Source organism: Pseudomonas mendocina, assembly GCF_003008615.1.
GTDB lineage: Bacteria > Pseudomonadota > Gammaproteobacteria > Pseudomonadales > Pseudomonadaceae > Aquipseudomonas > Aquipseudomonas mendocina_C.
In genome coordinates, this window is sequence record NZ_CP027657.1 from 4,189,597 (window position 1) to 4,213,818 (window position 24,222).

Annotated in this window: 22 protein-coding genes; 14 read left to right on the forward strand and 8 right to left on the reverse strand. The window is 60.7% G+C overall.

Annotated features, from left to right (window positions below; genetic code table 11):
- Positions 1–7 precede the first annotated feature (7 nt).
- From C7A17_RS19495 to ispD, 5 genes are all read left to right on the forward strand, one after another.
- Positions 8–1,639: a CTP synthase gene (locus tag C7A17_RS19495; protein WP_106739574.1), complete on the forward strand. Its 1,632-nt coding sequence runs from the start codon at positions 8–10 to the stop codon at positions 1,637–1,639.
- 3 nt (positions 1,640–1,642) lie between these two features.
- Positions 1,643–2,488 carry a 3-deoxy-8-phosphooctulonate synthase gene (gene kdsA / locus C7A17_RS19500; RefSeq protein WP_106739575.1) on the forward strand — a complete coding sequence of 282 codons (846 nt, stop codon included), beginning with the start codon at positions 1,643–1,645 and terminating at the stop codon, positions 2,486–2,488.
- Positions 2,489–2,635: 147 nt separating this feature from the next.
- Complete coding sequence (gene eno, locus C7A17_RS19505) at positions 2,636–3,925, forward strand: phosphopyruvate hydratase (RefSeq protein WP_106739576.1); 1,290 nt, start codon at positions 2,636–2,638, stop codon at positions 3,923–3,925.
- Positions 3,926–4,228: 303 nt separating this feature from the next.
- On the forward strand, positions 4,229–4,507 hold the full coding sequence (ftsB, locus tag C7A17_RS19510; protein WP_106739577.1) for a cell division protein FtsB: 279 nt from the start codon (positions 4,229–4,231) through the stop codon (positions 4,505–4,507).
- Positions 4,504–5,202: a 2-C-methyl-D-erythritol 4-phosphate cytidylyltransferase gene (gene ispD / locus C7A17_RS19515; RefSeq protein WP_106739578.1), complete on the forward strand. Its 699-nt coding sequence runs from the start codon at positions 4,504–4,506 to the stop codon at positions 5,200–5,202. The genes ftsB and ispD overlap by 4 nt, the downstream gene beginning before the upstream one ends.
- A gap of 13 nt (positions 5,203–5,215) precedes the next feature.
- Here the strand turns inward: ispD and C7A17_RS19520 are convergent, their stop codons facing one another.
- A complete protein-coding gene (locus C7A17_RS19520; protein ID WP_106739579.1) occupies positions 5,216–5,539 on the reverse strand; it encodes an HPF/RaiA family ribosome-associated protein in 324 nt (107 codons plus the stop codon).
- 143 nt (positions 5,540–5,682) lie between these two features.
- The gene (locus C7A17_RS19525; protein ID WP_106739580.1) at positions 5,683–6,579 is read right to left on the reverse strand and encodes a LysR family transcriptional regulator; all 897 of its coding nucleotides are present in this window, start codon (positions 6,577–6,579) and stop codon (positions 5,683–5,685) included.
- 141 nt (positions 6,580–6,720) lie between these two features.
- Between C7A17_RS19525 and C7A17_RS19530 the strand changes: the two genes are divergently transcribed.
- Positions 6,721–7,833: an S-(hydroxymethyl)glutathione dehydrogenase/class III alcohol dehydrogenase gene (locus tag C7A17_RS19530; RefSeq protein WP_106739581.1), complete on the forward strand. Its 1,113-nt coding sequence runs from the start codon at positions 6,721–6,723 to the stop codon at positions 7,831–7,833.
- A 99-nt stretch (positions 7,834–7,932) separates the two neighbouring features.
- Positions 7,933–8,778: an S-formylglutathione hydrolase gene (gene fghA / locus C7A17_RS19535; protein WP_106739582.1), complete on the forward strand. Its 846-nt coding sequence runs from the start codon at positions 7,933–7,935 to the stop codon at positions 8,776–8,778.
- Between the two features lie 86 nt (positions 8,779–8,864).
- On the opposite strand, the gene C7A17_RS19540 is transcribed toward fghA, so the two are convergent.
- The 3 genes from C7A17_RS19540 to C7A17_RS19550 all read right to left on the reverse strand — a co-directional run bounded on the left by C7A17_RS19540 (position 8,865) and on the right by C7A17_RS19550 (position 13,115).
- Entirely contained in the window at positions 8,865–11,276 is a 2,412-nt protein-coding gene (locus C7A17_RS19540; RefSeq protein ID WP_106739583.1) for a TonB-dependent siderophore receptor, read from the reverse strand.
- A gap of 349 nt (positions 11,277–11,625) precedes the next feature.
- Positions 11,626–12,585 (reverse strand): FecR domain-containing protein, encoded by a 960-nt coding sequence (locus C7A17_RS19545; RefSeq protein ID WP_106739584.1) that lies wholly within the window; start codon positions 12,583–12,585, stop codon positions 11,626–11,628.
- Positions 12,582–13,115 carry a sigma-70 family RNA polymerase sigma factor gene (locus C7A17_RS19550; protein ID WP_106739585.1) on the reverse strand — a complete coding sequence of 178 codons (534 nt, stop codon included), beginning with the start codon at positions 13,113–13,115 and terminating at the stop codon, positions 12,582–12,584. The genes C7A17_RS19545 and C7A17_RS19550 overlap by 4 nt, the downstream gene beginning before the upstream one ends.
- Positions 13,116–13,339: 224 nt before the next feature.
- Here C7A17_RS19550 and ispF point away from each other — a divergent pair, with 224 nt between their 5' ends.
- The 7 genes from ispF (at position 13,340) to rpoS (ending at position 19,256) form a co-directional block, all read left to right on the forward strand.
- Positions 13,340–13,813 carry a 2-C-methyl-D-erythritol 2,4-cyclodiphosphate synthase gene (gene ispF / locus C7A17_RS19555; RefSeq protein ID WP_106739586.1) on the forward strand — a complete coding sequence of 158 codons (474 nt, stop codon included), beginning with the start codon at positions 13,340–13,342 and terminating at the stop codon, positions 13,811–13,813.
- On the forward strand, positions 13,810–14,868 hold the full coding sequence (gene truD, locus C7A17_RS19560; protein ID WP_106739587.1) for a tRNA pseudouridine(13) synthase TruD: 1,059 nt from the start codon (positions 13,810–13,812) through the stop codon (positions 14,866–14,868). Before ispF ends, truD begins: the two co-directional genes overlap by 4 nt.
- Positions 14,856–15,605 carry a 5'/3'-nucleotidase SurE gene (gene surE, locus C7A17_RS19565; protein WP_106739588.1) on the forward strand — a complete coding sequence of 250 codons (750 nt, stop codon included), beginning with the start codon at positions 14,856–14,858 and terminating at the stop codon, positions 15,603–15,605. Before truD ends, surE begins: the two co-directional genes overlap by 13 nt.
- Positions 15,605–16,279: a protein-L-isoaspartate(D-aspartate) O-methyltransferase gene (locus C7A17_RS19570; RefSeq protein WP_106739589.1), complete on the forward strand. Its 675-nt coding sequence runs from the start codon at positions 15,605–15,607 to the stop codon at positions 16,277–16,279. Before surE ends, C7A17_RS19570 begins: the two co-directional genes overlap by 1 nt.
- Positions 16,280–16,295: 16 nt before the next feature.
- Complete coding sequence (locus tag C7A17_RS19575; protein ID WP_106739590.1) at positions 16,296–17,237, forward strand: DUF368 domain-containing protein; 942 nt, start codon at positions 16,296–16,298, stop codon at positions 17,235–17,237.
- A gap of 102 nt (positions 17,238–17,339) precedes the next feature.
- On the forward strand, positions 17,340–18,149 hold the full coding sequence (locus C7A17_RS19580; RefSeq protein WP_106743049.1) for a peptidoglycan DD-metalloendopeptidase family protein: 810 nt from the start codon (positions 17,340–17,342) through the stop codon (positions 18,147–18,149).
- A gap of 99 nt (positions 18,150–18,248) precedes the next feature.
- Positions 18,249–19,256: an RNA polymerase sigma factor RpoS gene (gene rpoS, locus C7A17_RS19585; RefSeq protein WP_106739591.1), complete on the forward strand. Its 1,008-nt coding sequence runs from the start codon at positions 18,249–18,251 to the stop codon at positions 19,254–19,256.
- A gap of 479 nt (positions 19,257–19,735) precedes the next feature.
- Here rpoS and fdxA read toward each other — a convergent pair whose 3' ends face one another.
- From fdxA to C7A17_RS19600, 3 genes are all read right to left on the reverse strand, one after another.
- Positions 19,736–20,059 (reverse strand): ferredoxin FdxA, encoded by a 324-nt coding sequence (gene fdxA, locus C7A17_RS19590; RefSeq protein ID WP_106739592.1) that lies wholly within the window; start codon positions 20,057–20,059, stop codon positions 19,736–19,738.
- Between the two features lie 140 nt (positions 20,060–20,199).
- Complete coding sequence (mutS, locus tag C7A17_RS19595) at positions 20,200–22,767, reverse strand: DNA mismatch repair protein MutS (protein WP_106739593.1); 2,568 nt, start codon at positions 22,765–22,767, stop codon at positions 20,200–20,202.
- 92 nt (positions 22,768–22,859) lie between these two features.
- Positions 22,860–24,164, reverse strand: a complete 1,305-nt coding sequence (locus tag C7A17_RS19600) for a methyl-accepting chemotaxis protein (RefSeq protein WP_106739594.1) — start codon at positions 24,162–24,164, stop codon at positions 22,860–22,862.
- Positions 24,165–24,222: the final 58 nt, after the last annotated feature.

A 24,222-nucleotide genomic window follows, 5' to 3' on the forward strand; every position in this document is an offset into this window, starting at 1 on the left:
GTTTTTCATGACGCGCTACATCTTCGTCACGGGTGGTGTTGTTTCTTCATTGGGGAAAGGCATCGCCTCGGCTTCACTGGCGGCCATCCTGGAGGCGCGGGGCCTGAAGGTCACCATGCTCAAGCTGGATCCCTACATCAACGTCGATCCGGGCACCATGAGCCCGTTCCAGCACGGTGAGGTGTTCGTCACGCACGACGGCGCCGAGACCGACCTCGATCTGGGTCACTACGAGCGGTTCATCCGCACCACGATGAGCAAGAGCAACAACTTCACCACCGGTCGCGTCTACGAGGACGTGCTGCGCAAGGAGCGCCGTGGTGATTACCTGGGTGCGACCATCCAGGTCATTCCGCACATCACCGACGAGATCAAGCGTCGCATCATCAAGGGCGCCGGCGATGCCGACGTGGCCCTGGTGGAGATCGGTGGCACCGTGGGTGACATCGAGTCGCAACCGTTCCTCGAGGCCATTCGCCAACTGCGTGTGGAAGTGGGCGCCAAGCGCGCCATGCTGATGCACCTGACCCTGGTGCCGTATATCGCCACCGCCGGTGAGACCAAGACCAAGCCGACCCAGCATTCGGTCAAGGAGCTGCGCTCCATCGGCCTGCAGCCGGACGTGCTGGTGTGCCGCTCCGATCACCCGATCGATGTGTCCTCGCGCCGCAAGATCGCCCTGTTCACCAACGTCGAAGAGCGCGCGGTGATCAGCCTGGAAGACGTTGACACCATCTACAAGATTCCGGGCGTGCTGCATGCCCAGGGCCTGGATGACTTCGTCGTCGAGCGTTTCGGCCTGGAGTGCGGCGGTGCCGACCTGTCCGAGTGGGATCGCGTCGTCGATGCCAAGCTCAACCCGGAAAAAGAAGTCACCATCGCCATGGTCGGCAAGTACATGGAGCTGCTCGATGCGTACAAGTCGCTGATCGAAGCGATGAGCCACGCCGGCATCCAGAACCGCACCAAGGTCAACCTGCGCTATATCGACTCCGAAGACATCGAGAATCAGGGCACTGCGCTGCTCGAAGGCGTCGATGCCATCCTGGTGCCGGGCGGCTTCGGTCTGCGCGGCGTGGAAGGCAAGATCAAGACGGTGCAGTACGCTCGTGAGAACAAGATCCCCTACCTGGGTATCTGCCTCGGCATGCAGGTCGCGGTGATCGAGTACGCCCGTAACGTCGTGGGCTGGACTGACGCCAACTCCTCCGAATTCGACATGGCCAGCACGCATCCGGTGGTCGGTCTGATCACCGAATGGCAGGACGCGACCGGCGCTACCGAGCAGCGCAGTGAAAGCTCCGACCTGGGCGGCACCATGCGCCTTGGGGCCCAGGATTGCCAGCTGCAACCCGGTTCTCTGGTACATGACTGCTATGGCAAGGACGTGATCGTTGAGCGTCACCGTCACCGCTATGAGGTAAACAATAACCTGCTGCCGAAGCTGACCGAGGCTGGCCTGAAGGTCACCGGTCGTTCTGGCGACGGTGCACTGGTCGAAGTGGTTGAGGCACCGGATCATCCGTGGTTCGTCGCTTGCCAGTTCCACCCGGAGTTCACCTCCACGCCGCGTGACGGCCACCCGCTGTTCAGTGGTTTCGTCAACGCTGCCCTGGCGCAGAAAGCGAAGAAGGCTTAAGGCATGGCTCAGAAGATCATCAAGGTTCGCGATATCGAGATCGCCAACGACAAGCCTTTCGTGCTGTTCGGCGGAATCAACGTGCTCGAGTCGCGCGACCTGGCCATGCAGGCTTGCGAGGAATACGTACGGGTGACCGAGAAGCTCGGCATCCCCTACGTGTTCAAGGCCAGTTTCGACAAGGCCAACCGCTCCTCCGTGACCTCTTTCCGTGGCCCTGGCCTGGAAGAGGGCATGAAGATTTTCGAGGAAGTGAAGAAGACCTTCGGCGTACCGGTGATCACCGACGTCCACGAGCCGTATCAGGCGGCGGCCGTCGCCGAGGTGTGCGACATCATCCAGCTACCGGCCTTCCTGTCGCGGCAGACCGATCTGGTGGTGGCCATGGCCAAGACCGGTGCGGTGATCAACATCAAGAAGGCGCAGTTCCTCGCGCCGCAGGAGATGAAGCACATCCTGCGCAAGTGCGAAGAGGCTGGTAACGATCAGTTGATCCTCTGCGAGCGTGGTTCCTCCTTCGGTTACAACAACCTGGTGGTGGACATGCTCGGCTTCGGCATCATGAAGCAGTTCGAATACCCGGTGTTCTTCGATGTGACCCACGCCCTGCAGATGCCAGGTGGTCGCTCGGATTCGGCTGGTGGTCGCCGTGCCCAGGTCACCGACCTGGCCAAGGCCGGTATGAGCCAGGGCCTGGCCGGTCTGTTCCTCGAAGCGCATCCGGATCCGGAAAACGCCAAGTGCGACGGTCCGTGCGCCCTGCGTCTGAACAAGCTGGAACCTTTCCTCGCCCAGCTCAAGCAGCTGGACGATCTGGTGAAGAGTTTTCCGCCAATCGAGACTGCCTGAGCCGGCCGTAATCCGGTAAAGTGCCGCCCGAGAAAAATCCCCCTGACCCGTGAGTCAGAGTGAGCCGTCGATCTGCCCTCGGGCAGCGACGGCCCAGTGCAGCCTGCTGCTGCCGTCTTATCGTCAACCTTTGGAGCGTTATCAAGAATGGCAAAGATCGTCGACATCAAGGGTCGTGAGGTTCTCGACTCCCGCGGCAACCCCACCGTGGAAGCGGATGTAATTCTGGAAGGCGGTATCGTCGGCAGCGCTTGCGCTCCGTCCGGCGCCTCCACCGGCTCGCGCGAAGCGCTGGAGCTGCGTGACGGCGACAAGAGCCGCTACCTGGGCAAGGGCGTGCTGAAGGCCGTCGCCAACATCAACGGCCCGATCCGTGACCTGCTGCTGGGCAAGGACGCGGCCGACCAGAAAGCGCTGGATCACGCGATGATCGAGCTCGACGGCACCGAGAACAAGGCCAAGCTGGGCGCCAACGCCATTCTCGCCGTGTCCCTTGCTGCCGCCAAGGCTGCTGCCCAGGCCAAGGGCGTGCCGCTGTACGCGCACATCGCCGATCTGAACGGCACCCCGGGCGTCTACTCCATGCCGGTGCCGATGATGAATATCATCAACGGTGGCGAGCACGCCGATAACAACGTCGACATTCAAGAGTTCATGGTACAGCCGGTTGGCGCCAAGAACTTTGCCGATGCCCTGCGCATGGGCGCCGAGATCTTCCACCACCTCAAAGCCGTGCTCAAGGCCCGTGGCCTGAACACTGCCGTTGGTGACGAAGGTGGCTTCGCGCCGAACCTGGCCTCCAACGAAGACGCTCTGGCCGCTATCGCCGAAGCCGTGGCCAACGCCGGCTACAAGCTGGGCGACGACGTGACCCTGGCCCTGGACTGCGCCTCCAGCGAATTCTTCAAGGATGGCCAGTACGACCTCGAAGGTGAAGGTAAGGTGTTCAGCGCTGAAGGCTTCGCCGACTACCTGGCCGGTCTGACCGAGCGTTACCCGATCATCTCCATCGAAGATGGCATGGACGAGTCCGACTGGGCTGGCTGGAAAGTGCTGACCGACAAGATCGGCGCCAAGGTACAGCTGGTTGGCGACGACCTGTTCGTTACCAACACCAAGATCCTCAAGCGCGGTATCGACGAGAAGATCGGCAACTCGATCCTGATCAAGTTCAACCAGATCGGCTCGCTGACCGAGACCCTGGAAGCCATCCAGATGGCCAAGGCCGCCGGCTTCACTGCCGTGATCTCGCACCGCAGCGGCGAAACCGAAGACAGCACCATCGCCGACCTGGCCGTGGGTACTGCCGCTGGTCAGATCAAGACTGGTTCGCTGTGCCGTTCCGACCGCGTTTCCAAGTACAACCAGCTGCTGCGCATCGAAGAGCAACTGGCAGGCAAGGCACCCTATAAGGGCCGTGCCGAGTTCCGCGGCTAAGCACTGCGTGGTAGAAAAGGGCGACGCAAGTCGCCCTTTTTCGTGGTTATCCCAGCGTTGGCGCTGCATGCTGTAAGAGCGGCTAGGCGGCATTGCGCTCCAGTCGCGAAAATTCGCGGATAAATCCGCTCCTACAAACGCTGCGCCGTTGCTGACATGGCCTTTTTCGTGGACGCTTCGTCGATCTCTGGGAACCATTGCACGGATGCAGGTACAGAAACCCCATGTCACTTATCAGCCGGCTTCTTTTCAAGCATGAACGCAGCCCCTACCATGCCGATTACTCAATCTGCGAGTCGCTCCATGCGTAGTCCGTATTGGCTGTTCATCGTGCTGATCCTGTTGCTGGCCGGACTGCAGTATCGCCTGTGGATCGGCGAGGGCAGTCTTGCCCAGGTGAATCGCCTGCAGCAGCAGATCGCCGAGCAGCAGGGTGAGAACGAACGTTTGCTGGAGCGCAACCGCATCCTCGAGGCCGAGGTGATGGAACTCAAGCGCGGCATGGAAACCGTGGAAGAGCGTGCGCGTCAGGAACTGGGTATGCTCAAAGAGGGTGAAACCCTCTATCTGCTGACCGAATGACCACGAAATTCTGGCTGGTGATTCCAGCTGCTGGCGTCGGTGCGCGCATGGCCGCTGACCGGCCCAAGCAGTACCTGCAGATCGCCGGCCGCTGCATTCTCGAACACACCCTGCATTGTTTTCTCGAGCATCCCGGCCTGTTGGGTGCGGTGGTGTGCATTGCCGTGGATGACCCGTTCTGGCCGCAGCTGCCACTGGCGCGTGATCCGCGCATCCGCCGGGCTCCTGGCGGACGTGAGCGCGCCGACTCGGTGTTGGCCGGGCTGGAGTCGTTACTGGTTGGCGGTGCCGATAGCGATGACTGGGTGCTGGTACACGACGCCGCGCGTCCCAACCTCACTGCTGAGGATCTGGATCGCCTGCTGGACAGCCTGGCCGATGATCCGGTGGGCGGTTTGTTGGCGGTGCCGGCGCGCGATACCCTCAAGCGTGCCGGGCGCGATGGCCGAGTGGTCGAGACCGTGGATCGTAGCGTGATCTGGCAAGCCTACACGCCGCAGATGTTCCGTCTCGGCGCCCTGCGCGAGGCACTGGTGCAAGCGCTGGGAAAAGGCGTGGCAGTGACCGATGAAGCCTCGGCCATGGAATGGGCAGGGCAGTCGCCCCGACTCATCGAAGGCCGGGCGGACAACCTCAAGGTCACCCGCCCGGAAGATCTGCATTATCTACAACGTATCTGGCGCGAAAGCCGCTGAGCGACCTGCGGCATCAGTGCGTCCAGCGCTTGGCATCTTTGCCCAGGTTGCGATCCAGTGCGTTGGTCAGCTTGTTCATGGCGCCGTCGATGGCTTGCTGCAGTTCGCTGGCATCGTGGGAGACTGTCAGCGGATCGCGTCCCTTCATCCGTGCCTCGACCTTGCAGCGCTTGTCCTGCGGGCCATTTTTGAGCGCGTTCTCGTCGGAAAGATGAATTTCGATGCGGGTGAGGTGATCCTCGTAGCGCTGGAGCTTGTCGCGGACGCGACCGCGAATGTCGTCCTTGAAGGCCATCGAGGAGGTGACGTGCTTACCACTGTTGACCAGAACCTGCATAACCATGTCCTCATGTAGCTGAGTTCGTGAGGCCCCGTGTGGACGGGGTGCATGGGTTGTGACGCGGTCTCCTCGCTCAAGTTTCGCCTCGGCTTGTGACATTCCATGACCGTTCAGGTCAGCGACAAGGTTGTTGCAGAGAGTCAGAGAGGAACGCTGTATTCGGCGCGCTGACTCAGGCCCTTGCGCAGTGCATCGATCAACTGACGAACCTTCGGCGACAGATGGCGCTGTTGCGGATACAGCGCCCAGACGGCCGTGTTGGGTGGTCGGTGTTGTTCCAGCAGGGAGGTCAGGCGCCCGCTGCGCAGGTGTTCGAGGACGTAGTAGTCGGGCAACTGGCACAGGCCGAAACCACGTAGCGCAGCATCCAGCACGGCCTGGCCGCTGTTGCAGCGCCAGTTGCCCTGTACCCGAACCTGGGTCTCTCGGCCGTTTTCGGCGAAGCCCCAGGTCTCGCTGCTGCCGATCAGGCAGTTGTGGCGTGCCAGTTCCGACAGCGAATGGGGGCGACCATAACGTTGCAGGTACTCGGGTGCTGCGCACAGGTACATCTCGCGGGGCGCCAGGCGTGCAGCCATCAGGCGCGAGTCCTGCAGGCGCCCCAGACGGATGGCCAGATCCAGGCCGTCGTGCAGCAAGTCGAGCTGGCGGTTGGACAGCTCGATCTCGACGCGCAACTGCGGATGCAGTGCCATGAAGTCATTGACCAGCGGCACGATGAAGCGCTCGCCGTAGGCTACGGCACAGGTCATGCGCAGCAGCCCCTTGGGTTCTGCGCCGAGGTCGCCAACCGCTCGCAGGGCTTCTTCGCGTGCATCCTGCAGGCGCTGGCAATGCTGCAGGAACAGCTGGCCGGCTTCGGTCAGGGCCACGCGGCGCGTGCTGCGGTAGAACAGCCTGCTCTGCAGGCGGTCTTCCAGGCGTGCGACCTGGCGGCTGACCTGAGAGGTGGACAGGCCCAGGCGTTCAGCGGCAGCGCTGAACTGGCCGCATTCGGCGACGGCGACGAACTCGTCCAGGCCTTCCCAGCGATTCATGGGGTATCTCGCTTACTGATCTCATCGAGGGCTGCATATTATCCCTGTACAGCAATAATGTTTTGCTCTTCTATCGATTATCTCGTGTGAGCCTTGAACTAGACTGCCGGCCATTGTCCACGACTCCCTTGGAGAGCTGTCATGATCAAGTCCCGTGCCGCCGTTGCCTTCGCCCCGAACGAGCCCCTGAAAATCGTCGAAGTGGACGTCGAGCCGCCCAAGGCCGGTGAAGTTCTGGTACGCATCGTCGCCACCGGCGTGTGCCACACCGACGCCTACACCCTGTCTGGTGCCGATTCCGAGGGCGTGTTCCCGTCGATTCTCGGCCATGAAGGTGGCGGTATCGTCGAGGCCGTGGGCGAGGGCGTCACCTCCCTGCAGGTCGGCGACCATGTGATCCCGCTGTACACCGCCGAATGCCGCGAGTGCAAATTCTGCCTCTCCGGCAAGACCAACCTGTGCCAGAAGGTGCGTGCTACCCAGGGCAAGGGCCTGATGCCGGACGGCACCACGCGCTTCAGCTACAACGGTCAGCCGATCTATCACTATATGGGCTGCTCGACCTTCTCCGAGTACACCGTGCTGCCGGAAATCTCCCTGGCCAAGATCCCGAAAGAGGCACCGTTGGAGAAGGTCTGCCTGCTCGGCTGCGGCGTGACCACCGGTATCGGCGCCGTGCTCAACACCGCCAAGGTGGAGGAGGGCGCTACCGTGGCCATCTTCGGTTTGGGTGGCATCGGTCTGGCCGCGATCATTGGTGCCAAGATGGCCAAGGCCTCGCGCATCATCGCCATCGATATCAACCCGGCCAAGTTCGATGTAGCCCGCGAGCTGGGAGCGACCGACTTCGTCAACCCGAAAGACCATGATAAGCCGATCCAGGACGTGATCGTCGAGATGACCGACGGCGGTGTGGACTACAGCTTCGAGTGCGTCGGCAATGTGCAACTGATGCGTGCGGCGCTGGAATGCGCCCACAAGGGCTGGGGCGAGAGTGTGATCATCGGCGTGGCCGGCGCTGGCCAGGAGATCAGCACCCGTCCGTTCCAACTGGTGACCGGTCGCGTCTGGCGTGGGTCGGCTTTTGGTGGCGTGAAAGGCCGCACCGAGCTGCCGAGCTACGTGGAGAAGTCGCAGAGCGGCGAAATCCCGCTGGATACCTTCATCACCCACACCATGGGCCTGGACGAGATCAACGAAGCCTTCCACCTGATGCACGAAGGCAAGAGCATCCGCACCGTTATCCATTACTGATGAAACACCGCACGGCTGATGGCCGTGCGGGTTCTTTCGTAGGGTGCGCCATGCGCACCGCTAATCCCTGGTGCGCACGGCGCACCCTACGGAGTGGTCATGACCCTCGAAATCGTTTCCAGCAACAAGAGCTTCGGTGGCTGGCACAAGCGCTATCGCCACCGCTCCAGCAGTCTCAACTGCGATATGGTGTTCGCCGTCTACCTGCCGCCGCAGGCCGAGCAGGGCGCCAAGCTGCCGGTGCTGTACTGGCTGAGTGGCCTGACCTGCACCGACGAGAACTTCATGCAGAAGGCCGGCGCCCAGCGCCTGGCCGCCGAACTCGGGCTGATCATCGTCGCGCCTGACACCAGCCCGCGTGGTGAGGGCGTGGCCGACGACGCCAATGGCGCCTATGACTTCGGTCTCGGCGCTGGTTTCTACCTCAATGCCACTCAGGAGCCCTTCGCCCGTCACTACCGCATGTACGACTACGTGGTGCAGGAGCTGCCGGCGTTGATCGAGGCCAATTTCCCGGTATCGGCCAAGCGCGGTATCGCCGGCCATTCCATGGGCGGCCACGGTGCGCTGATCTGCGCGCTGAAGAATCCGGGTCGTTACCAGTCGGTGTCGGCGTTCTCGCCGATCAGCAATCCGATGAACTGCCCCTGGGGTGAGAAGGCCTTCTCGCTGTACCTGGGCGAGGAGCGCTCGCGCTGGCGTGAGTGGGATGCCAGCGTGCTGATTGCCGAGGCCAGCGAAAAGTTGCCGATTCTGGTCGACCAGGGGGATCGTGATGATTTCCTTGACGGGCAGCTCAAGCCACAGGCATTGCAGGCGGCTGCCAAGGCTGCCGGTCATCCGCTGACGCTGCGTATGCAGCCAGGCTATGACCACAGCTACTACTTCATCGCCAGTTTCATCGATGATCACCTGCGCCACCACGCGGCAGCGCTGCATCGCTAGCGTTGAACGGCTGGGACGCAAGCCTGGCTGCAGCATTCGACACACTCATTAAAGAGAGGGCGCCAATGGCGCCCTCTCTTTTGGTTTCAGAAGTCCCGGCGTGTGGTGAGCATGAAGTTGCGCGGGTCGCCAGGATAGGCAGAGTCGTAGAAGCCGATATTGGTGTAGTAGTTCTTGTCGAACAGGTTGTTGATATTGACGGTTGCCGACAGGTTGTCCGTGAGCTGATAGCGCGCCATCAGATCCACCAACCAGTAGGGATCCTGCGTGAACTTCTCATGCCGTCCTCCACCGGGGTAGCCCCAGTTGTTGACGGTCTGCCAGCCTGCACTCTGCCAGCGTGCACCGCCCCCGAGGGTGAGCCTGTCAAGGTCGCCTTTGAACTTGTAGGTGGTATAGAAACTGAGCTGATCTTGTGGCTCCCAGGTGGCGACTTTTTGCTTGTCATCATTCCGGGCGATCTTGTGGGTATAGCCTGCTTGCAGTTGCCAGCCTGGAGTGAGTTCGCCAGAAATTTCTGCTTCGTAGCCTTTGGTCTTGGTCTTGGTGCCGACATAGGAGTAGTCAACGCCTGGCTGTGAGTTCCAGAGAGTGTCGGCTACTGGGCGATTTTCCTCATGCACTTCGAAGTAGGCGATGCTGGTATTGAGGCGGCCGCCGAAGAACTCACCCTTGAGGCCAAGCTCGTAGTTCTTGCCTTCGTTGGGCTCAAGCATTGCGCGGGTTCGGTCTCGGTACTGGGTTTGTGGTTGGAAAATCTCGGTGTAGCTGGTGTAGGCCGTGAAGTGATCATTGAGGTCATAGGTCAGGCCGGCATAGGGTACGACCTTACCGCTTTCTTGGGTGTCGCTGGTGCCCGTGACCTGATAGTTGGCGATGCGGGATCCGACTAGCAGGTGCAGTTCATCCATCAGACTGAAGCGACCCGCTATATAGGTTCCGTTCTGGCGTGTGGTCTCGTCGTTGATCTTGGTCGCTGTCCATAGCGGTTCGATGGCTTGGCCATGCCAATTGTAGAAGTCGTAGTCGTTATCGAAATAAGTGGTGGCGTTGTAGTCCTTGGCTTTCCATTTGGAGATGGACAGAGATTGGCCAATCACCAGTTCGTGTTCACGACCGAGCAGTTCAAAGGGGCCAGAAGCGTAGACATCGAGGCTGTCACTGGTGGTGTCGCCGACGTATTTGCGCGCATAGATGGAGCTGGCGGTGGCGGAGTCCTGCGAGATGTAGCCCAGCGGTGCGTCATAGCCGTTGATCTGGTGGTTGTACTGGCCTTTGGCGATCCAGCCGTTATCGAACGTGTGCTCCAGAGTGGCGAATGCGGTTCGGCTGTATTGTTCCCATGAGCCCCATTTCGGACCGTTGTTGAATGAGCGCGGAAGATTCAGTTTGTTGCCTGTTGCATCGAAGATGGTGCGGGTGCCAGTCCAGCTTGAACCCTGCGGATCACTGTTCTGGTAGTCGGCACCTACGCTCAGCAGGGTGTCTTCATCAAGATCGAACTCAAGAATGCCGTAGAAAACACTCGTCTTGCGCGAGTAATGGTCGAGGAAAGAATGTTTGTCTTGATAGGCGGCAACGGCGCGCCCGCGCACGTTACCGGTTTCGCTCAGTGGGCCGCTGACGTCGAGTTGTGAGCGGTAGTTGTCCCATGAGCCGGCACCTAGTTCGATGCTGCTCTTGAAGTCGTGGGTCGGTTTTTTGCGAATCAGGTTGATGGTGCCGCCAGGCCCGCCGGCGCCAGTAAGGAGGCCGGTCGCACCCTTGAGTATCTCTACGCGGTCGTAAATGGCCATGTCGGTGAGGGTCTGCCCCGCCGAATACTGAGCATCGCGCAGTGTTGGAATTCCATCGTACTGGAAGTTGATGATGGAGAAGCCGCGCGAGTAGTAGTTGGTACGTTCGGTATCGTAAGTCGAGACGGTGATGCCGGGAGTATGGCGCATCACGTCATCGATGGCGCTCAGTCCGAAGTCGTCCATCACCTGTCGCGTTACCACGGATATCGATTGCGGCGTTTGTCTCGGCGTCAGTACCAGGCGCGTGGCTGTGGCGATAGTGCCTGGCGTGTATGAGCCAGTGCCTTCGGTGATGGTTCCTAGTTGGTTGCTGACGACCACAACAGACTCCAGTTCGAGTGCGCTGGAGTCTGTTGTGTTGGCGATGATTGAGTAGCGCTCATCGCTCTGTTGCACGACATGTAATCCGCTTCCTTCGAGTAGCTGTCGCAGGCCATCGTTGATCCCATGGTGGCCTTGCAAACCCTTGGTGCTGAGACCGCGAGTCAGTTCAGGATCAAATGACAATACGACACCTGCCTCTGCGGCGAAGCGAGTCAGAGCCTGGCCGAGATCGCCTTGGCCAATCTGGTATTCGCGCAGCGGTGAGGTCTCGGCAATAGCGATGCCAGTCATGCCCATCGGCACGAGCAAGACCGAGCAGAGCAGGGCGCGACGGATGCCGGCCGACAGCGGGCGGGCCGGAAAGGGTGTTTTCATGTCAGTGTGCACTCATCTGTTGGCAGGCGGGCTATCAGTCCCGTTGCCCATGAGTCGAACGAGAAGGAGAATAAATATCATCTTCATGAAAATATTTTTTGCCACCGAAAACGAGGTTGGCGATTGACCGGCAATGACGGCAGCAACCGGTGCTTGTCGTGGCGGAGGTGTGGTTCGCTTGCATACTGCTATGGCGTGGCTTTGTAGGCTGAGTCTGAGCCACGTGTTGTCAGGAAGTGACCTCGGCACGATCCTGAAGAAGGTTCGTGGTTCTCGCTTCGCTCTACCACGGGCCACGGATAGGCTCGATGGCGGCGGGTGTTGAGTCGAGGGATAACCGACAGATTGATCAGCGACCTGTGAGGGTTAGCCAGTAGCGTGTACGCCGCTCGACTTTCACTGGAAGGGTACTGACCAGAGCGCGCAGGGCCTGATCGGTATCATTGAGGGCGAATGTGCCACTGATGCGCAGGTGAGCGATGGCCGGGTCACAATGCAACCAGCCATGTCGATAGCGGCCGAGTTCGGCCAGAAAGTTGTCCAGGCGTTGGTCGTTGGCGATCAGCAGGCCATTGCTCCAGGCTCCCTGGCTATTGTCCAGTGGCTGCCCTGGCAGCATGGTCAGATTACTGAAACTGCTTTGCTGGCCAGCGCTCAGCAGACTTGCCAGGCCCTGTGCGGGGGTTATGCGCACCTGATGTTCATAGACCGCGACCTCACTGCGCCCGTCCTCCAGGCGTACCGAGAAACGGGTGCCCAGCGCCTGAATCAGGCCTTGTGGGGTCTGCACGTAGAAGGGACGCTGCGCGACATCCTGGGCGGTGCTGATCATCACTTCGCCCTGGCGCAGACGCACCAGTCGCTGCCGTGGGTCGTATTGCACGTCCAGAGCGCTGTCAGTGTTGAGCAGCAGTTGCCCGCCATCGGCCAACTTCACCGGCAGGCGTTCACCTACGGCGCTGCGGTAGTCGGCTAGCCAGGGGCTGGTGTGCCTTTGCTGGTAACCGCTCCAGCCGAGAGCGCTGCTGCCGGCGAGAAGGGCGAAACCCTTGAGCATGCCGCGCCGGGTGATCGACGGCGCCTGCCCCGCCAGATCAAGCGTGCGGCTGGCAAGAGCGCTGGGTACACATTGCAATCGTTGTTGAAAGCGTTCGATCTGTTGCCAGGCCCATTGATTGACTGGTGCCTCCTGCAGCCACTGCTGCCAGGCATGCTGGTCAGCAGTTACTGCCGTTTCGCATTGCAGCAGGGTGTACCACTCAGTGGCCTGTTGTAGTGCTGCGCGCTGGTGGGGGTCGATGACACTCACGATAGATCCGCCTGCAGGGCATACAGGATGCAGTGTTGCATTGCCTTGGCGATGTAGCGGTTGACTGTCGCCAGAGAAATGTCCAACTGCTGGGCGATGACCTTGTAGGGTAGTCCGTCGATCTGCGACAAAAGGAAGGCTTTACGCACCTTGGGGCCTAGTCCAGCCAGCATGGCGTCCAGTTCGCAGAGGGTTTCCAAAAGAATAGCGCGTGACTCTTCGCTGATCATCTCGGCTTGCGGCTGTTCGGCCAGTGCCTGTAACCAGGCGCGTTCCAGGCGGGCGCGGCGGAAGTGATCGATTAACAGGCGCCTGGCGATGGTCGCTAAATAACCTTTGGGTTCTCTGATGGTGTCAAGGCGTTCGACGGCGTTGTCTGCCGTCAGTATGCGGACGAAAACGTCTTGCACGAGATCTGCAGCCAATTCTCGGCAATCAACGCGTGGGCGTAGCCAGCCAAGTAGCCACCGATGATGTTCTCGATAGATGCTGCTGAGCTGTTCCCGGAGTTCGGGAGTGGGACTGGACATTCAGCAGACCGTTTAATTGAGAAGAATTATTATTCTATGTAAAGGCTCGAAGGCGGATCAAGAGCAGCAGGCTCGCAGCCGAGCTCTAGATCCCGCTGAATACGGTGAGAAGGTTCTCTGGCAGTGGTGAACTCCCGTCTGTTCATCGCGAGCGGATGGCGGGTCGAGCCGTCTCTGTCGGGGTGCTTTGGGGTAGAATCGAGGTTTTTTCAGGATGCTGCTTCATGCGTATCGGTCATGGTTATGACGTACACCGCTTCGGCGAAGGCGATTTCATCACCCTCGGTGGCGTGCAGATTCCCCATAAATTCGGTCTCGTTGCCCATTCCGATGGTGACGTACTGCTGCATGCCCTGAGCGATGCCTTGCTTGGCGCGGTGGCGCTGGGCGATATCGGCAAGCACTTCCCCGATACCGATCCGACCTTCAAGGGCGCGGACAGCCGTGTGCTGCTGCGTCATGTCATGGGGCTGGTACGCGCCAAGGGCTACATGGTGGGTAATGTCGATGCCACCATCATCGCTCAGGCGCCGAAGATGGCGCCGCATATCCAGAGCATGCGCGAGCGTATCGCCGAGGATCTGGGCATCGAGCTGGATCAAGTCAACGTCAAGGCCACCACCACCGAAAAGCTCGGCTTCACCGGGCGCGAGGAAGGTATCGCGGTGCACGCCGTGGCCCTGCTGGTCAAGGCATGAACGAGCTGCAACTGCTTGGGCCGCGTGCCCATGGCGAAGCCTGTGGGCGCGCCGTGCTCAAGGCCACGGCCGAGGATTTCCAGGTCGACGAAGTGCTGGATATCCCGCTCAGCGGTCAGGGCGAGCACCTCTGGTTGTGGGTGGAAAAGCGCGGTCTGAATACCGAGGAGGCCGCCCGGCGTATCGCCCGCGCTGCCGGCTTACCGCTCAAGGCTGTCAGCTACGCCGGGCTCAAGGATCGTCAGGCGCTGACCCGGCAGTGGTTCAGCCTGCACCTGCCGGGCAAGGCCGATCCCGATCTGTCGGCCGCGCAGGGCGATGACCTGGCCGTCCTCAGCAGTCAGCGGCACAACCGCAAGTTGCAACGCGGCGCCCATGCGGCCAATGGTTTCACCCTGCGCCTGACTGCCCTGGAGGCGGATCGTGAGGCGCTGGAGCAGCGTCTGCAGCGCGTTGACGAGCAGGGCGTGCCGAACTACTTCGGTCTGCAACGCTTCGGTTTTGACGGTGGCAATGTCGAGCAGGCGCGCGATTTTGCCTCTCGGCAAGAGCTGCCGGTGCAACGCAACCTGCGCTCGCGCCTGCTTTCCTCGGCGCGTAGCTACCTGTTCAACCGGGTGTTGGCCAAACGTGTTGCGGATGGCCTCTGGAACCAGGCGCAGGTCGGTGATCTGCTGGCTTTCACCGCCAGCCGCAGCTTCTTCATGGCGGGTGAGGCCGAGTGCGTTGACCCGCGCCTGGCCATTCTCGATCTGCATCCCACCGGCCCGCTGTGGGGCGATGGGGATTCACCAACTGGCGGTGACGTGCAGAACCTCGAGCAGGAGACGGCTGGCTCCGAGCAGAATCTGGCCAATTGGCTGTCCAAGGCGGGCATGGCGCACGAACGGCGCATTCTGCGCCTCCCCATCCAGAGCCTTACGTGGCATTATCCGGAACCCGATATTCTGCAACTTGCATTCGTCCTGCCGGCCGGGTGTTTCGCCACCGTTGTGGTGCGCGAACTCGTCGATCTGGTGCCAGCAGGGCAGACGGATACTCCATGCGAATTCTGATTTCCAACGACGACGGGGTGAATGCCCCCGGGATCGCCGCGTTGCACCAGGCGCTGGCTGACTATGCCGAGTGTGTGGTGATCGCTCCCGCCGAAGACAGGAGTGGCGCCAGCAGCGCGCTGACCCTGGATCGTCCGCTGCACCCGGTGACTTTGGCCAACGCCTATATCAGTCTCAATGGCACGCCGACCGATTGCGTGCACCTGGGGCTCAACGGTCTGCTCGAGCAGGTGCCGGATATGGTCGTGTCTGGCATCAACCTGGGCGCCAACCTAGGCGATGACGTGCTCTATTCCGGCACCGTCGCCGCGGCGCTGGAGGGGCGTTTCCTGGCCAAACCCGCTTTCGCCTTTTCGCTGCTGTCGCGTCTTCCCGACAACCTGCCTACTGCGGCTTATTTCGCCCGCAAGTTGGTCGAGGCGCACGAGCGTCTCGAGTTGCCGCCGCGCACCGTGCTCAACGTCAACGTGCCGAACCTGCCGTTGGAGCACATCCGTGGTGTGCAACTGACCCGTTTGGGGCATCGCGCCCGCGCTGCGGCGCCGGTCAAGGTGGTCAACCCGCGTGGTAAGGAGGGGTACTGGATTGCAGCAGCTGGCGATGTCGAGGACGGCAGCCAGGGCACTGATTTCCATGCCGTGATGCAGGGGTATGTATCGATCACGCCGTTACGGCTAGATCGCACGTTCAATGAAGCCCTCGAAACTATGGATGGCTGGTTGGAGGGCATCTTCTGATGCGCGGACAGGACGATCTACAACGCCACGGGATTGGTATGACCTCGCAACGCACCCGCGAGCGTTTGATTCAGCGCCTTTATGAAGAAGGCCTGTCGAATGCCCGGGTTCTCGAAGTGATACGGCGTACGCCGCGGCATCTGTTCGTCGACGAGGCGCTGGCGCACCGCGCATACGAAGACACCGCACTGCCCATCGGGCACAACCAGACCATCTCGCAGCCCTACATGGTTGGGCGTATGACCGAGTTGTTGCTGGCCGCCGGCCCGCTCGACAAGGTGCTGGAGATCGGTACCGGCTCCGGTTACCAGACCGCCGTGCTGGCCCAACTGGTGGAGCGGGTGTTCTCGGTGGAGCGCATTCAGGTGCTGCAGGAGCGCGCCAAGGAGCGCCTGGCCGAACTCAAGTTGCGCAATGTGGTCTTCCGCTGGGGCGACGGCTGGGAGGGCTGGAATGCGCTCGGGCCGTACAACGGCATCATCGTCACGGCGGCGGCGGCTGACGTGCCGCAGGCGCTGCTCGATCAACTGGCACCGGGCGGTCGTATGGTGATTCCAGTCGGTACTGGCGATGTACAGCAGTTATTGCTGATCGTGCGCGAAGAGAATGGCTTCTCTCGCCATGTGCTCGATGCGGTGCGCTTCGTGCCGCTGCTCAATGGTCCATTGTTGTGAGGTTTTACCAGGGACGATGAAACATAACCTGATGTTGTACTGCAAAGGTCTGGCCATGGGCGCCGTGGATGTGGTGCCGGGCTTTTCGGGGGGCACGGTCGCGCTGATCACTGGTATCTACCACCGACTTCTCGCGGCCTTTTCAGCGATTCCCAATGCGCTGCTGCTGTTCTTGCGCGGTCGTATCGTCGAGTCCTGGCAGCGTTGCGACGCGACGTTCCTGCTGGTGCTGGTGCTTGGCATCCTGACCAGCATCTTTACTCTGGCCAAGGTCATCAGCCACCTGATGGTGGCGCATCCGGTTCTGCTCTGGTCGTTCTTTTTTGGTCTGGTGGTGGTTTCGGTCTATCTGGTTGGCCGCGAGGTCGCTGTCTGGAGTGCTGATCGCCTAGTCGCTGCCGTTCTTGGTCTGGTGCTGGCACTGTTCATTACCCTGGCGGCGCCGCTGCAACTGGCTGCCGACCCACTGATTTTGTTCATCGCCGGTGCCATTGCCATCAGTGCGATGCTGCTGCCTGGCATTTCCGGCAGTTTCATTCTGGTATTGCTGGGCCTGTATCCGGTGGTATTGGGAGCGGTGAAGAATTTCGACCTCCCAGTGTTGGCGGTCTTCAGTGCCGGCTGCCTGTTGGGGTTGTTGGCCTTCTCCCGTCTGCTGACCTGGTTGTTGGCCAGACTGCGTGATCTGACCATGGCATTTCTGGCCGGATTGATGCTGGGCTCGCTGGTCAAGGTCTGGCCCTGGAAGCAGACGCTGACCTGGCAGACCAACCGCCACGGCGAGTCCTACCCGCTGCTGCAGGAGAACCTGCTGCCTCATCGTTTCTTCGAGATCACGGGGGAGGCACACCAGCTGGGGCTGGCCATTTTCCTGGCCGTCAGCGCTATAGGGCTGGTTTTGTTGCTGGAATGGATGGCACGTAGACACGCCACGCTGGTCGAACAGCCGGTATCCTGAAATGGCCATGGAACTGAAAAGGAGCGTTGGGTGATTCGTACGGCTAGGCAGGCATCGAACCATCTGCATGCTGTAGCGCCTGTGCTGCTGTTGGCGCTGGGCATGCTGCTGGTCGGTTGTGCCAGTTCACCGCCTGGTGGGGTGCAGGTGGTCGACCGTGGGCAGAACCGGGGCAATGCTCCGGTGATGCAGCGCCAGCCGGTGCGCAGTGGCCAGTACGTGGTGCAGCGCGGCGATACCCTGTATTCGATTGCCTTTCGCTTCGGGTGGGATTGGAAGGCCCTGGCTGCCCATAATGGCCTGCGTGAGCCTTACCTGATTCGTGTCGGGCAGACCATTCGCTTCGACAATAACCGTACGACCTCTTCTCAGCCGGTTGCGGTAACCTCGCCGCGCGTGACCACTCCTGTTATCACTCAGCCGGTACCGAGCCGTCCTCCGGTGAGCTCAGGCCCGGCTGCACAGCCATCCACCCAGCCTGCCAGGCCCCCCGTGGCCACGACGCCAGCGACGACGCCGGTCACTCCGGTGGTACGTTCCTCCAGCGGTTGGGGCTGGCCTGCACAGGGCACGGTAATCAGTCGATTTTCCTCAAACGGTAGTTTGAATAAAGGCATTGATATCGCCGGGGAATTAGGACAGCCTGTTTTAGCTGCGTCTGATGGGTCAGTGGTGTACGCCGGGAGTGGTTTGCGGGGCTACGGCGAATTGATCATCATCAAGCACAGCGACACCTACGTAAGTGCCTACGGACATAACCGCAGGCTGTTGGTACGGGAGGGGCAGCAGGTCAAGGCCGGGCAAACCATTGCTGAAATGGGGTCTACAGGTGCGGATCGAGTGAAATTGCATTTCGAGATTCGCCGCCAAGGAAAACCTGTCGATCCACTGCAATACCTGCCACGTCGTTGATCCGCCGCCAGTTCGTCCAGCCGTAGGAGGGACGGGCTCAGGTATGGCCAGGATGGTTCCGCCAGAGTCTGTTGTCGAACTCAGCTAGGGACAACAACAATGGCTCTCATCAAAAAAGAAGCGCCGGAGTTTGACGTCGACGATGAGCTGCTCCTCATGGAGCCAGGCATCGTTTTGGGCGAGGATCAGAGTGATGAGGTGGAAACGCCCGTCGCGCGTACCAAGGCCAAGCACGCCACCCCCTCCAAGCAACACAAGTACATCGACTACACCCGGGCGCTAGACGCCACTCAGCTGTACCTCAACGAAATCGGCTTTTCTCCCCTGCTTACTCCCGAAGAGGAAGTGCACTTCGCGCGTCTGGCGCAGAAGGGTGACCCTGCCGGGCGCAAGCGCATGATCGAAAGCAACCTGCGCCTGGTGGTGAAGATTGCTCGGCGCTACGTCAATCGCGGTCTTTCTCTGCTCGATCTGATCGAGGAGGGCAACCTGGGCTTGATTCGCGCCGTGGAAAAATTCGATCCGGAGCGGGGGTTCCGGTTTTCGACTTATGCAACCTGGTGGATTCGCCAGACCATCGAACGCGCCATCATGAACCAGACGCGCACCATTCGTCTGCCAATTCATGTGGTCAAAGAGTTGAACGTATACCTGCGTGCAGCTCGCGAACTGACCCAGAAGCTCGATCATGAGCCTTCTGCGGAAGAGATTGCCAACCTGCTGGAAAAACCGGTAGGCGAGGTCAAGCGCATGCTCGGTCTCAATGAGCGAGTGTCCTCGGTGGATGTCTCTCTCGGTCCGGACTCGGACAAGACGTTGCTCGATACGCTGACCGATGACCGGCCGACCGACCCCTGTGAGTTGTTGCAGGATGACGACCTGTCACAGAGCATCGATCAGTGGTTGTCGGATCTGACCGACAAGCAGCGCGAAGTCGTCGTGCGCCGCTTTGGTTTGCGCGGTCATGAGAGCTGCACCTTGGAAGAAGTGGGCCAGGAGATTGGCTTGACGCGTGAGCGGGTGCGGCAGATTCAGGTCGAAGCACTCAAGCGTCTGCGTGAGATTCTCGAGAAGAATGGTCTCTCCAGTGATGCGCTCTTTCAGTAGCAGGCGGCTCTGATCATGAACCCGGCTTCGGCCGGGTTTTTTCTGTGCGGCCACGTAAGTCATCGCTTACAACTGCTGTGAGTGTTTGTGCTGTTCAGGCGACGGTATTTTTTGATTGTTCAGTTGGTATTTACTTAACTATTTGTTTTTAAATGATTTTAATTTTATTGATGGGGATGCTTTAGCGTATTCGTGGGCATTCAGTCCGGTTGTACTAGCAGTTGTAGAGGCTACTATCACCCACGTGCTCAGGGACAAGCACAGATTATCAGGACGATGATCAGGAACATCGCAAGAGGCGATTCATCAGGACGATGGGTTGGGAAACAAAGGGACTAGGGAATAAAAGTGGGCGGCGCAAGCCGCCCCTTTTTTTGCCTGCAATTCAGGATGATCAGCCTCGCTGACCTGTGCGGCGATCTTGCTCCATGGAAAGTAAAAGACCCGCACATGGCGGGTCTTCGTGTTTCTGGGCGAACTCAGCGCTCCAGGTGTTGCAGCTTGTCCTTCACGCCATCCCACTCTTCGGCGTCCGGCAGGGCATCTTTCCTTTCGGTGATGTTTGGCCAGACTTCTGCCAGTTCGGCGTTCAGCTCGATGAACTCCTGCATGCCGTCGGGCACTTCGTCTTCGGAGAAGATTGCCTGGGCCGGGCATTCTGGCTCGCACAGGGCGCAGTCGATGCACTCGTCCGGATGGATGACCAGAAAGTTCGGGCCTTCGTAAAAGCAATCCACCGGGCAGACTTCCACGCAGTCGGTGTATTTGCACTTGATGCAGTTGTCGGTGACGACGAAGGTCATGTCTGATTCTCTCCTCGGGCGGCGGCCTGGGCCCTTTCTGCGAAGGGCTGCCAGGCGCTTTGTAAGTGGCCGCGGCTCAGGCTGTAAACCGGGGCGGTCGTAAAATTGCGCGCGATTCTAGCAGTTTGCGCGCGGCAGCGTTAGATGCGTGTTTTCCAGCTATATAACAGTTCGAGCGCTTTACGCGGTGTCAGATCATCCGGATTGATCTTGCCCAATTCTTCCAGCAGCGGGTGCGGCACGCTGGCGAACAGGTCGCTCTGCATCGGCGTCGAGTTGTTTCCGGGCGCCTGGCGTGGCAGATCATGCGGCAGGCTGGTGGTTTCCAGGCGCGCCAGGTGTTCGCGGGCGCGGCTGATTACCGTGCCGGGAACGCCGGCCAGTTGTGCCACGGCCAGGCCGTAGCTCTGGCTCGCCGGCCCTGGTTGAACGTGGTGGAGAAAGACGATGCGTTCGTTGTGCTCGGTGGCCGAAAGGTGCACGTTGGCGACCACGGGCTCGCTTTCCGGCAGTACGGTCAGCTCGAAGTAATGGGTGGCGAACAGGGTGAAGGCACGCAGGCGCGCCAGGTGTTCGGCGGCCGACCAGGCCAGTGACAGACCGTCGAAGGTGCTGGTGCCGCGACCGACCTCGTCCATCAGCACCAGGCTGCGTTCGCTGGCGTTGTGCAGGATGTTGGCGGTTTCGCTCATCTCCACCATGAAGGTCGAACGGCCGCCGGCGAGATCGTCGCTCGAGCCGATGCGGGTGAAGATACGGTCGACCAGTGACAGCTCGCAGGCTGCTGCCGGTACGAAGCTGCCGATATGGGCCAGTAGCACGATCAGTGCGGTCTGGCGCATGTAAGTCGATTTACCACCCATGTTCGGGCCGGTGATGATCAGCATGCGTCGGCTGTCATCGAGATCCAGATCGTTGGCCACGAATGGCGTGGTCAATACCTGCTCGACTACCGGGTGACGTCCCTGGTCGATGCGCATGCACGGCTCGTCGACGAAGCGTGGGCGGTTCAGGTCGAGGTTCAGCGCGCGCTCGGCCAGGTTGCTCAGTACGTCCAGTTCGGCCAGGGCTGCGGCGCTGTCCTGCAGTGGTGCCAGGTGACCGATCAGGCGCTCCAGCAACTCGTCATAGAGCATCTTTTCGCGGGCCAGGGCTCGGCTCTTGGCCGACAGCGCCTTGTCCTCGAACTCTTTCAGCTCAGGGGTGATGAAGCGCTCGGCGCCTTTGAGCGTCTGTCGGCGGATGTAGTCCGCCGGGGCCGATTCGGCCTGCTTGGTCGGCAGCTCGATGAAGTAGCCGTGCACGCGGTTGTAGCCGACCTTGAGGTTGGCCAGGCCGGTGCGGGCTTTCTCACGTGTTTCCAGATCCATGAGGAACTGGCCGGCGTTCTCGCTCATCGCCTGCAGTTCGTCCAGCTCGGCGTCGTAACCTGTCTTCAGCACGCCGCCGTCGCGGATCACCGCTGGCGGATTGTCGATGATGGCGCGGGCCAGCAGGTCGGCCAGTTCCGGGTAGGTAGCAATGCTCAAAGCCAGCTGCTGCAGATGCGGGGTGTCCAGCGTGGTCATCGCCTGCTGCAGTTCGGGCAGTGCCGCCAGTGCGTCGCGCAGACGGGCCAGATCGCGTGGGCGGGCGTTGCGCAGACCGATACGAGCGAGGATGCGTTCCAGATCGCCGATTTCCTTGAGCTGTGGCTGCAGCGTTTCGAAACGGTAGCCATCGAGCAGGCGCGCAATTGCGTCCTGGCGTGCCTCCAGTACGGCACGATCACGCAGCGGGCGATTCAGCCAACGGCCCAGCAAGCGGCTGGCCATGGCAGTCTGGCAACGATCCATCACCGATTGCAGGGTATTGTCGCGACCACCTGCGAGGTTGATGTCCAGCTCCAGGTTGCGGCGACTGGCACCGTCGAGGATCACCGTGTCGTCCAGGCGCTCGTGACGCAGGCTGCGCAGGTGGGGCAGGGCGGTGCGCTGGGTTTCCTTGGCGTAGGCCAGCAAGCAGCCGGCGGCGCCAATGGCCAGGGTCAGGTTCTCGCAGCCGAAGCCTTTCAGATCCTGGGTGCTGAATTGCTGGCACAGGCTCTTGAACGCGCTGTCGCGGTCGAAATCCCAAGGCGCGCGACGGCGCGAGCCTTTGCGCTTCTCGGCTGGCAGGCCCTGCGGCCAGTCGTCGGGGATCAGCAGCTCGGCGGGGCTCAGTCGTTCCAGTTCGGCCAGCAGGTTTTCCCAGCCCTTGATCTCCTGCACGCTGAAGCGACCGCTGGTGATGTCCAGCACAGCCAGGCCGAACAGGCGTTCATCGCCAAGCACGGCGGCCAGCAGGTTGTCGCGGTGCTCATCGAGCAAGGCTTCATCGCTGATGGTGCCGGGAGTGATGATGCGCACTACCTGACGCTCGACCGGCCCCTTGCTGGTGGCCGGGTCGCCGATCTGTTCGCAGATCACCACCGATTCGCCGAGCTTGACCAGCTTGGCCAGGTAGCCTTCGAGCGAATGGAAAGGAATGCCGCACATGGGGATCGATTGGCCGGCCGACTGGCCGCGTGCGGTCAGGGTGATATCGAGCAGCTTGGCTGCCTTCTTCGCGTCTTCGTAGAAAATCTCGTAGAAGTCACCCATGCGATAGAACATCAACTGATCCGGGTGCTGGTTCTTCAGCTTCCAGTACTGCTGCATCATCGGGGTGTGTGCGGAGAGATCGGTCATGCCGGGCCTTACGTGCGGTAGGTGTGACGAAGCCGGGAATTTTCCCATACTTCGCCCCTCACGTGGGCTGCGAATCTGACGCGATTACCTCTTCAGTCGGTGAAGGTCACCGAGAACTGGGCCACGGCTTCGACCACGCGCTGCGATTCGCTGCGAATCTCACGAATTACCTCGCCGGCCTGGTTGGCCAGATCGACGCTCTGGCGTGCCCGTTCCTGGGTCGTTGCCATGCTGGAGACTGCGTTGCGCGCGAGACTCTGGTTTTGCTGAACCACACCATTGATTTCTTGGGTGGCCTGGCTGGTGCGTGAGGCAAGCTGGCGAACCTCGTCGGCGACGACCGCGAACCCGCGACCTTGCTCACCCGCGCGCGCAGCCTCGATCGCTGCGTTGAGCGCCAGCAGGTTGGTCTGGTCGGCGATGCTGCGAATGACTTGAACGATGCTGGTAATCTGTTCGGACTGCTTGTTCAGGCCCTCTATCTGTTCGGCCACATTGGCCAGTTCACTAGCAATGTCGGTGACCACGGCTACCGTTTGCGCCACGGTGCGGGTGCCATGATCGGCAGATACGTCGGTTTCCTTTGCGATGTCATGGGCGAGTTGGGCAGCCGCAGCTTCCGAATCGCGTCGTTCCACTTGAGCGGTGATGTCACTGGCGAACTTCACCACGCCATAGAGTCGACCGTTGGCGTCGTATAGTGGGTTGTAGGTGGCGCGCAGCCAGACCTGCTGGCCTTGTTTGGTCACCCGGCAAAAACGGTCGGACATGAACTCGCCCTTGTTCAGGCGTGCCCAGAACTGCCGATAGTCATCGCTGCGGCTGTCCTCTGCCAGGCAGAAGACGCGGTGATGTTGGCCAATCACCTCTTCGCGGCGATAGCCCATCAGGTTGAGGAAGTTCTGATTGGCACTCACCACCTCACCTTCGAGGTTGAATTCGATCACTGCCATCGAGCGATCGATGGCCTTGATGTAGCTCTCGTGCATGTGTTCGGCCGCCACCTGGCGGGTGATGTCGGTGGCGATTTTCATCACTTTGATCACCACACCCTGAGCGTCACGTATCGGCATGTAGGTGGCTTCGAGCCAGACCTCCTTGCCGTCTCGCGTCAGCCGGGGAAATCGGTCGCTGAAATGTTCGCCCTGGCGCAGGCGCTGCCAGAACTGCTGGTAGGCGGGGCTCTCACTCAGGTTGCGAGGACAGAACAGACGATGGTGCTGGCCGACGATCTCCTCCAGGCGGTATTGCACCACGGAGAGGAAGGCGTCATTGGCGTTGAGGATGATGCCATCAGGGGTGAATTCGATCATCGCCATGGATTGGCGAATGGCTTGCAGCTCTGCTGCTCCCTCGCTTGGCGCGTCCTTGTGCTCCTTACTCCGTGACAACCACATGCCAGTGTCTCCTCTTGTTCCATTGCAAGAAATAACAGTAGACGAAGTTTGTGGTTTC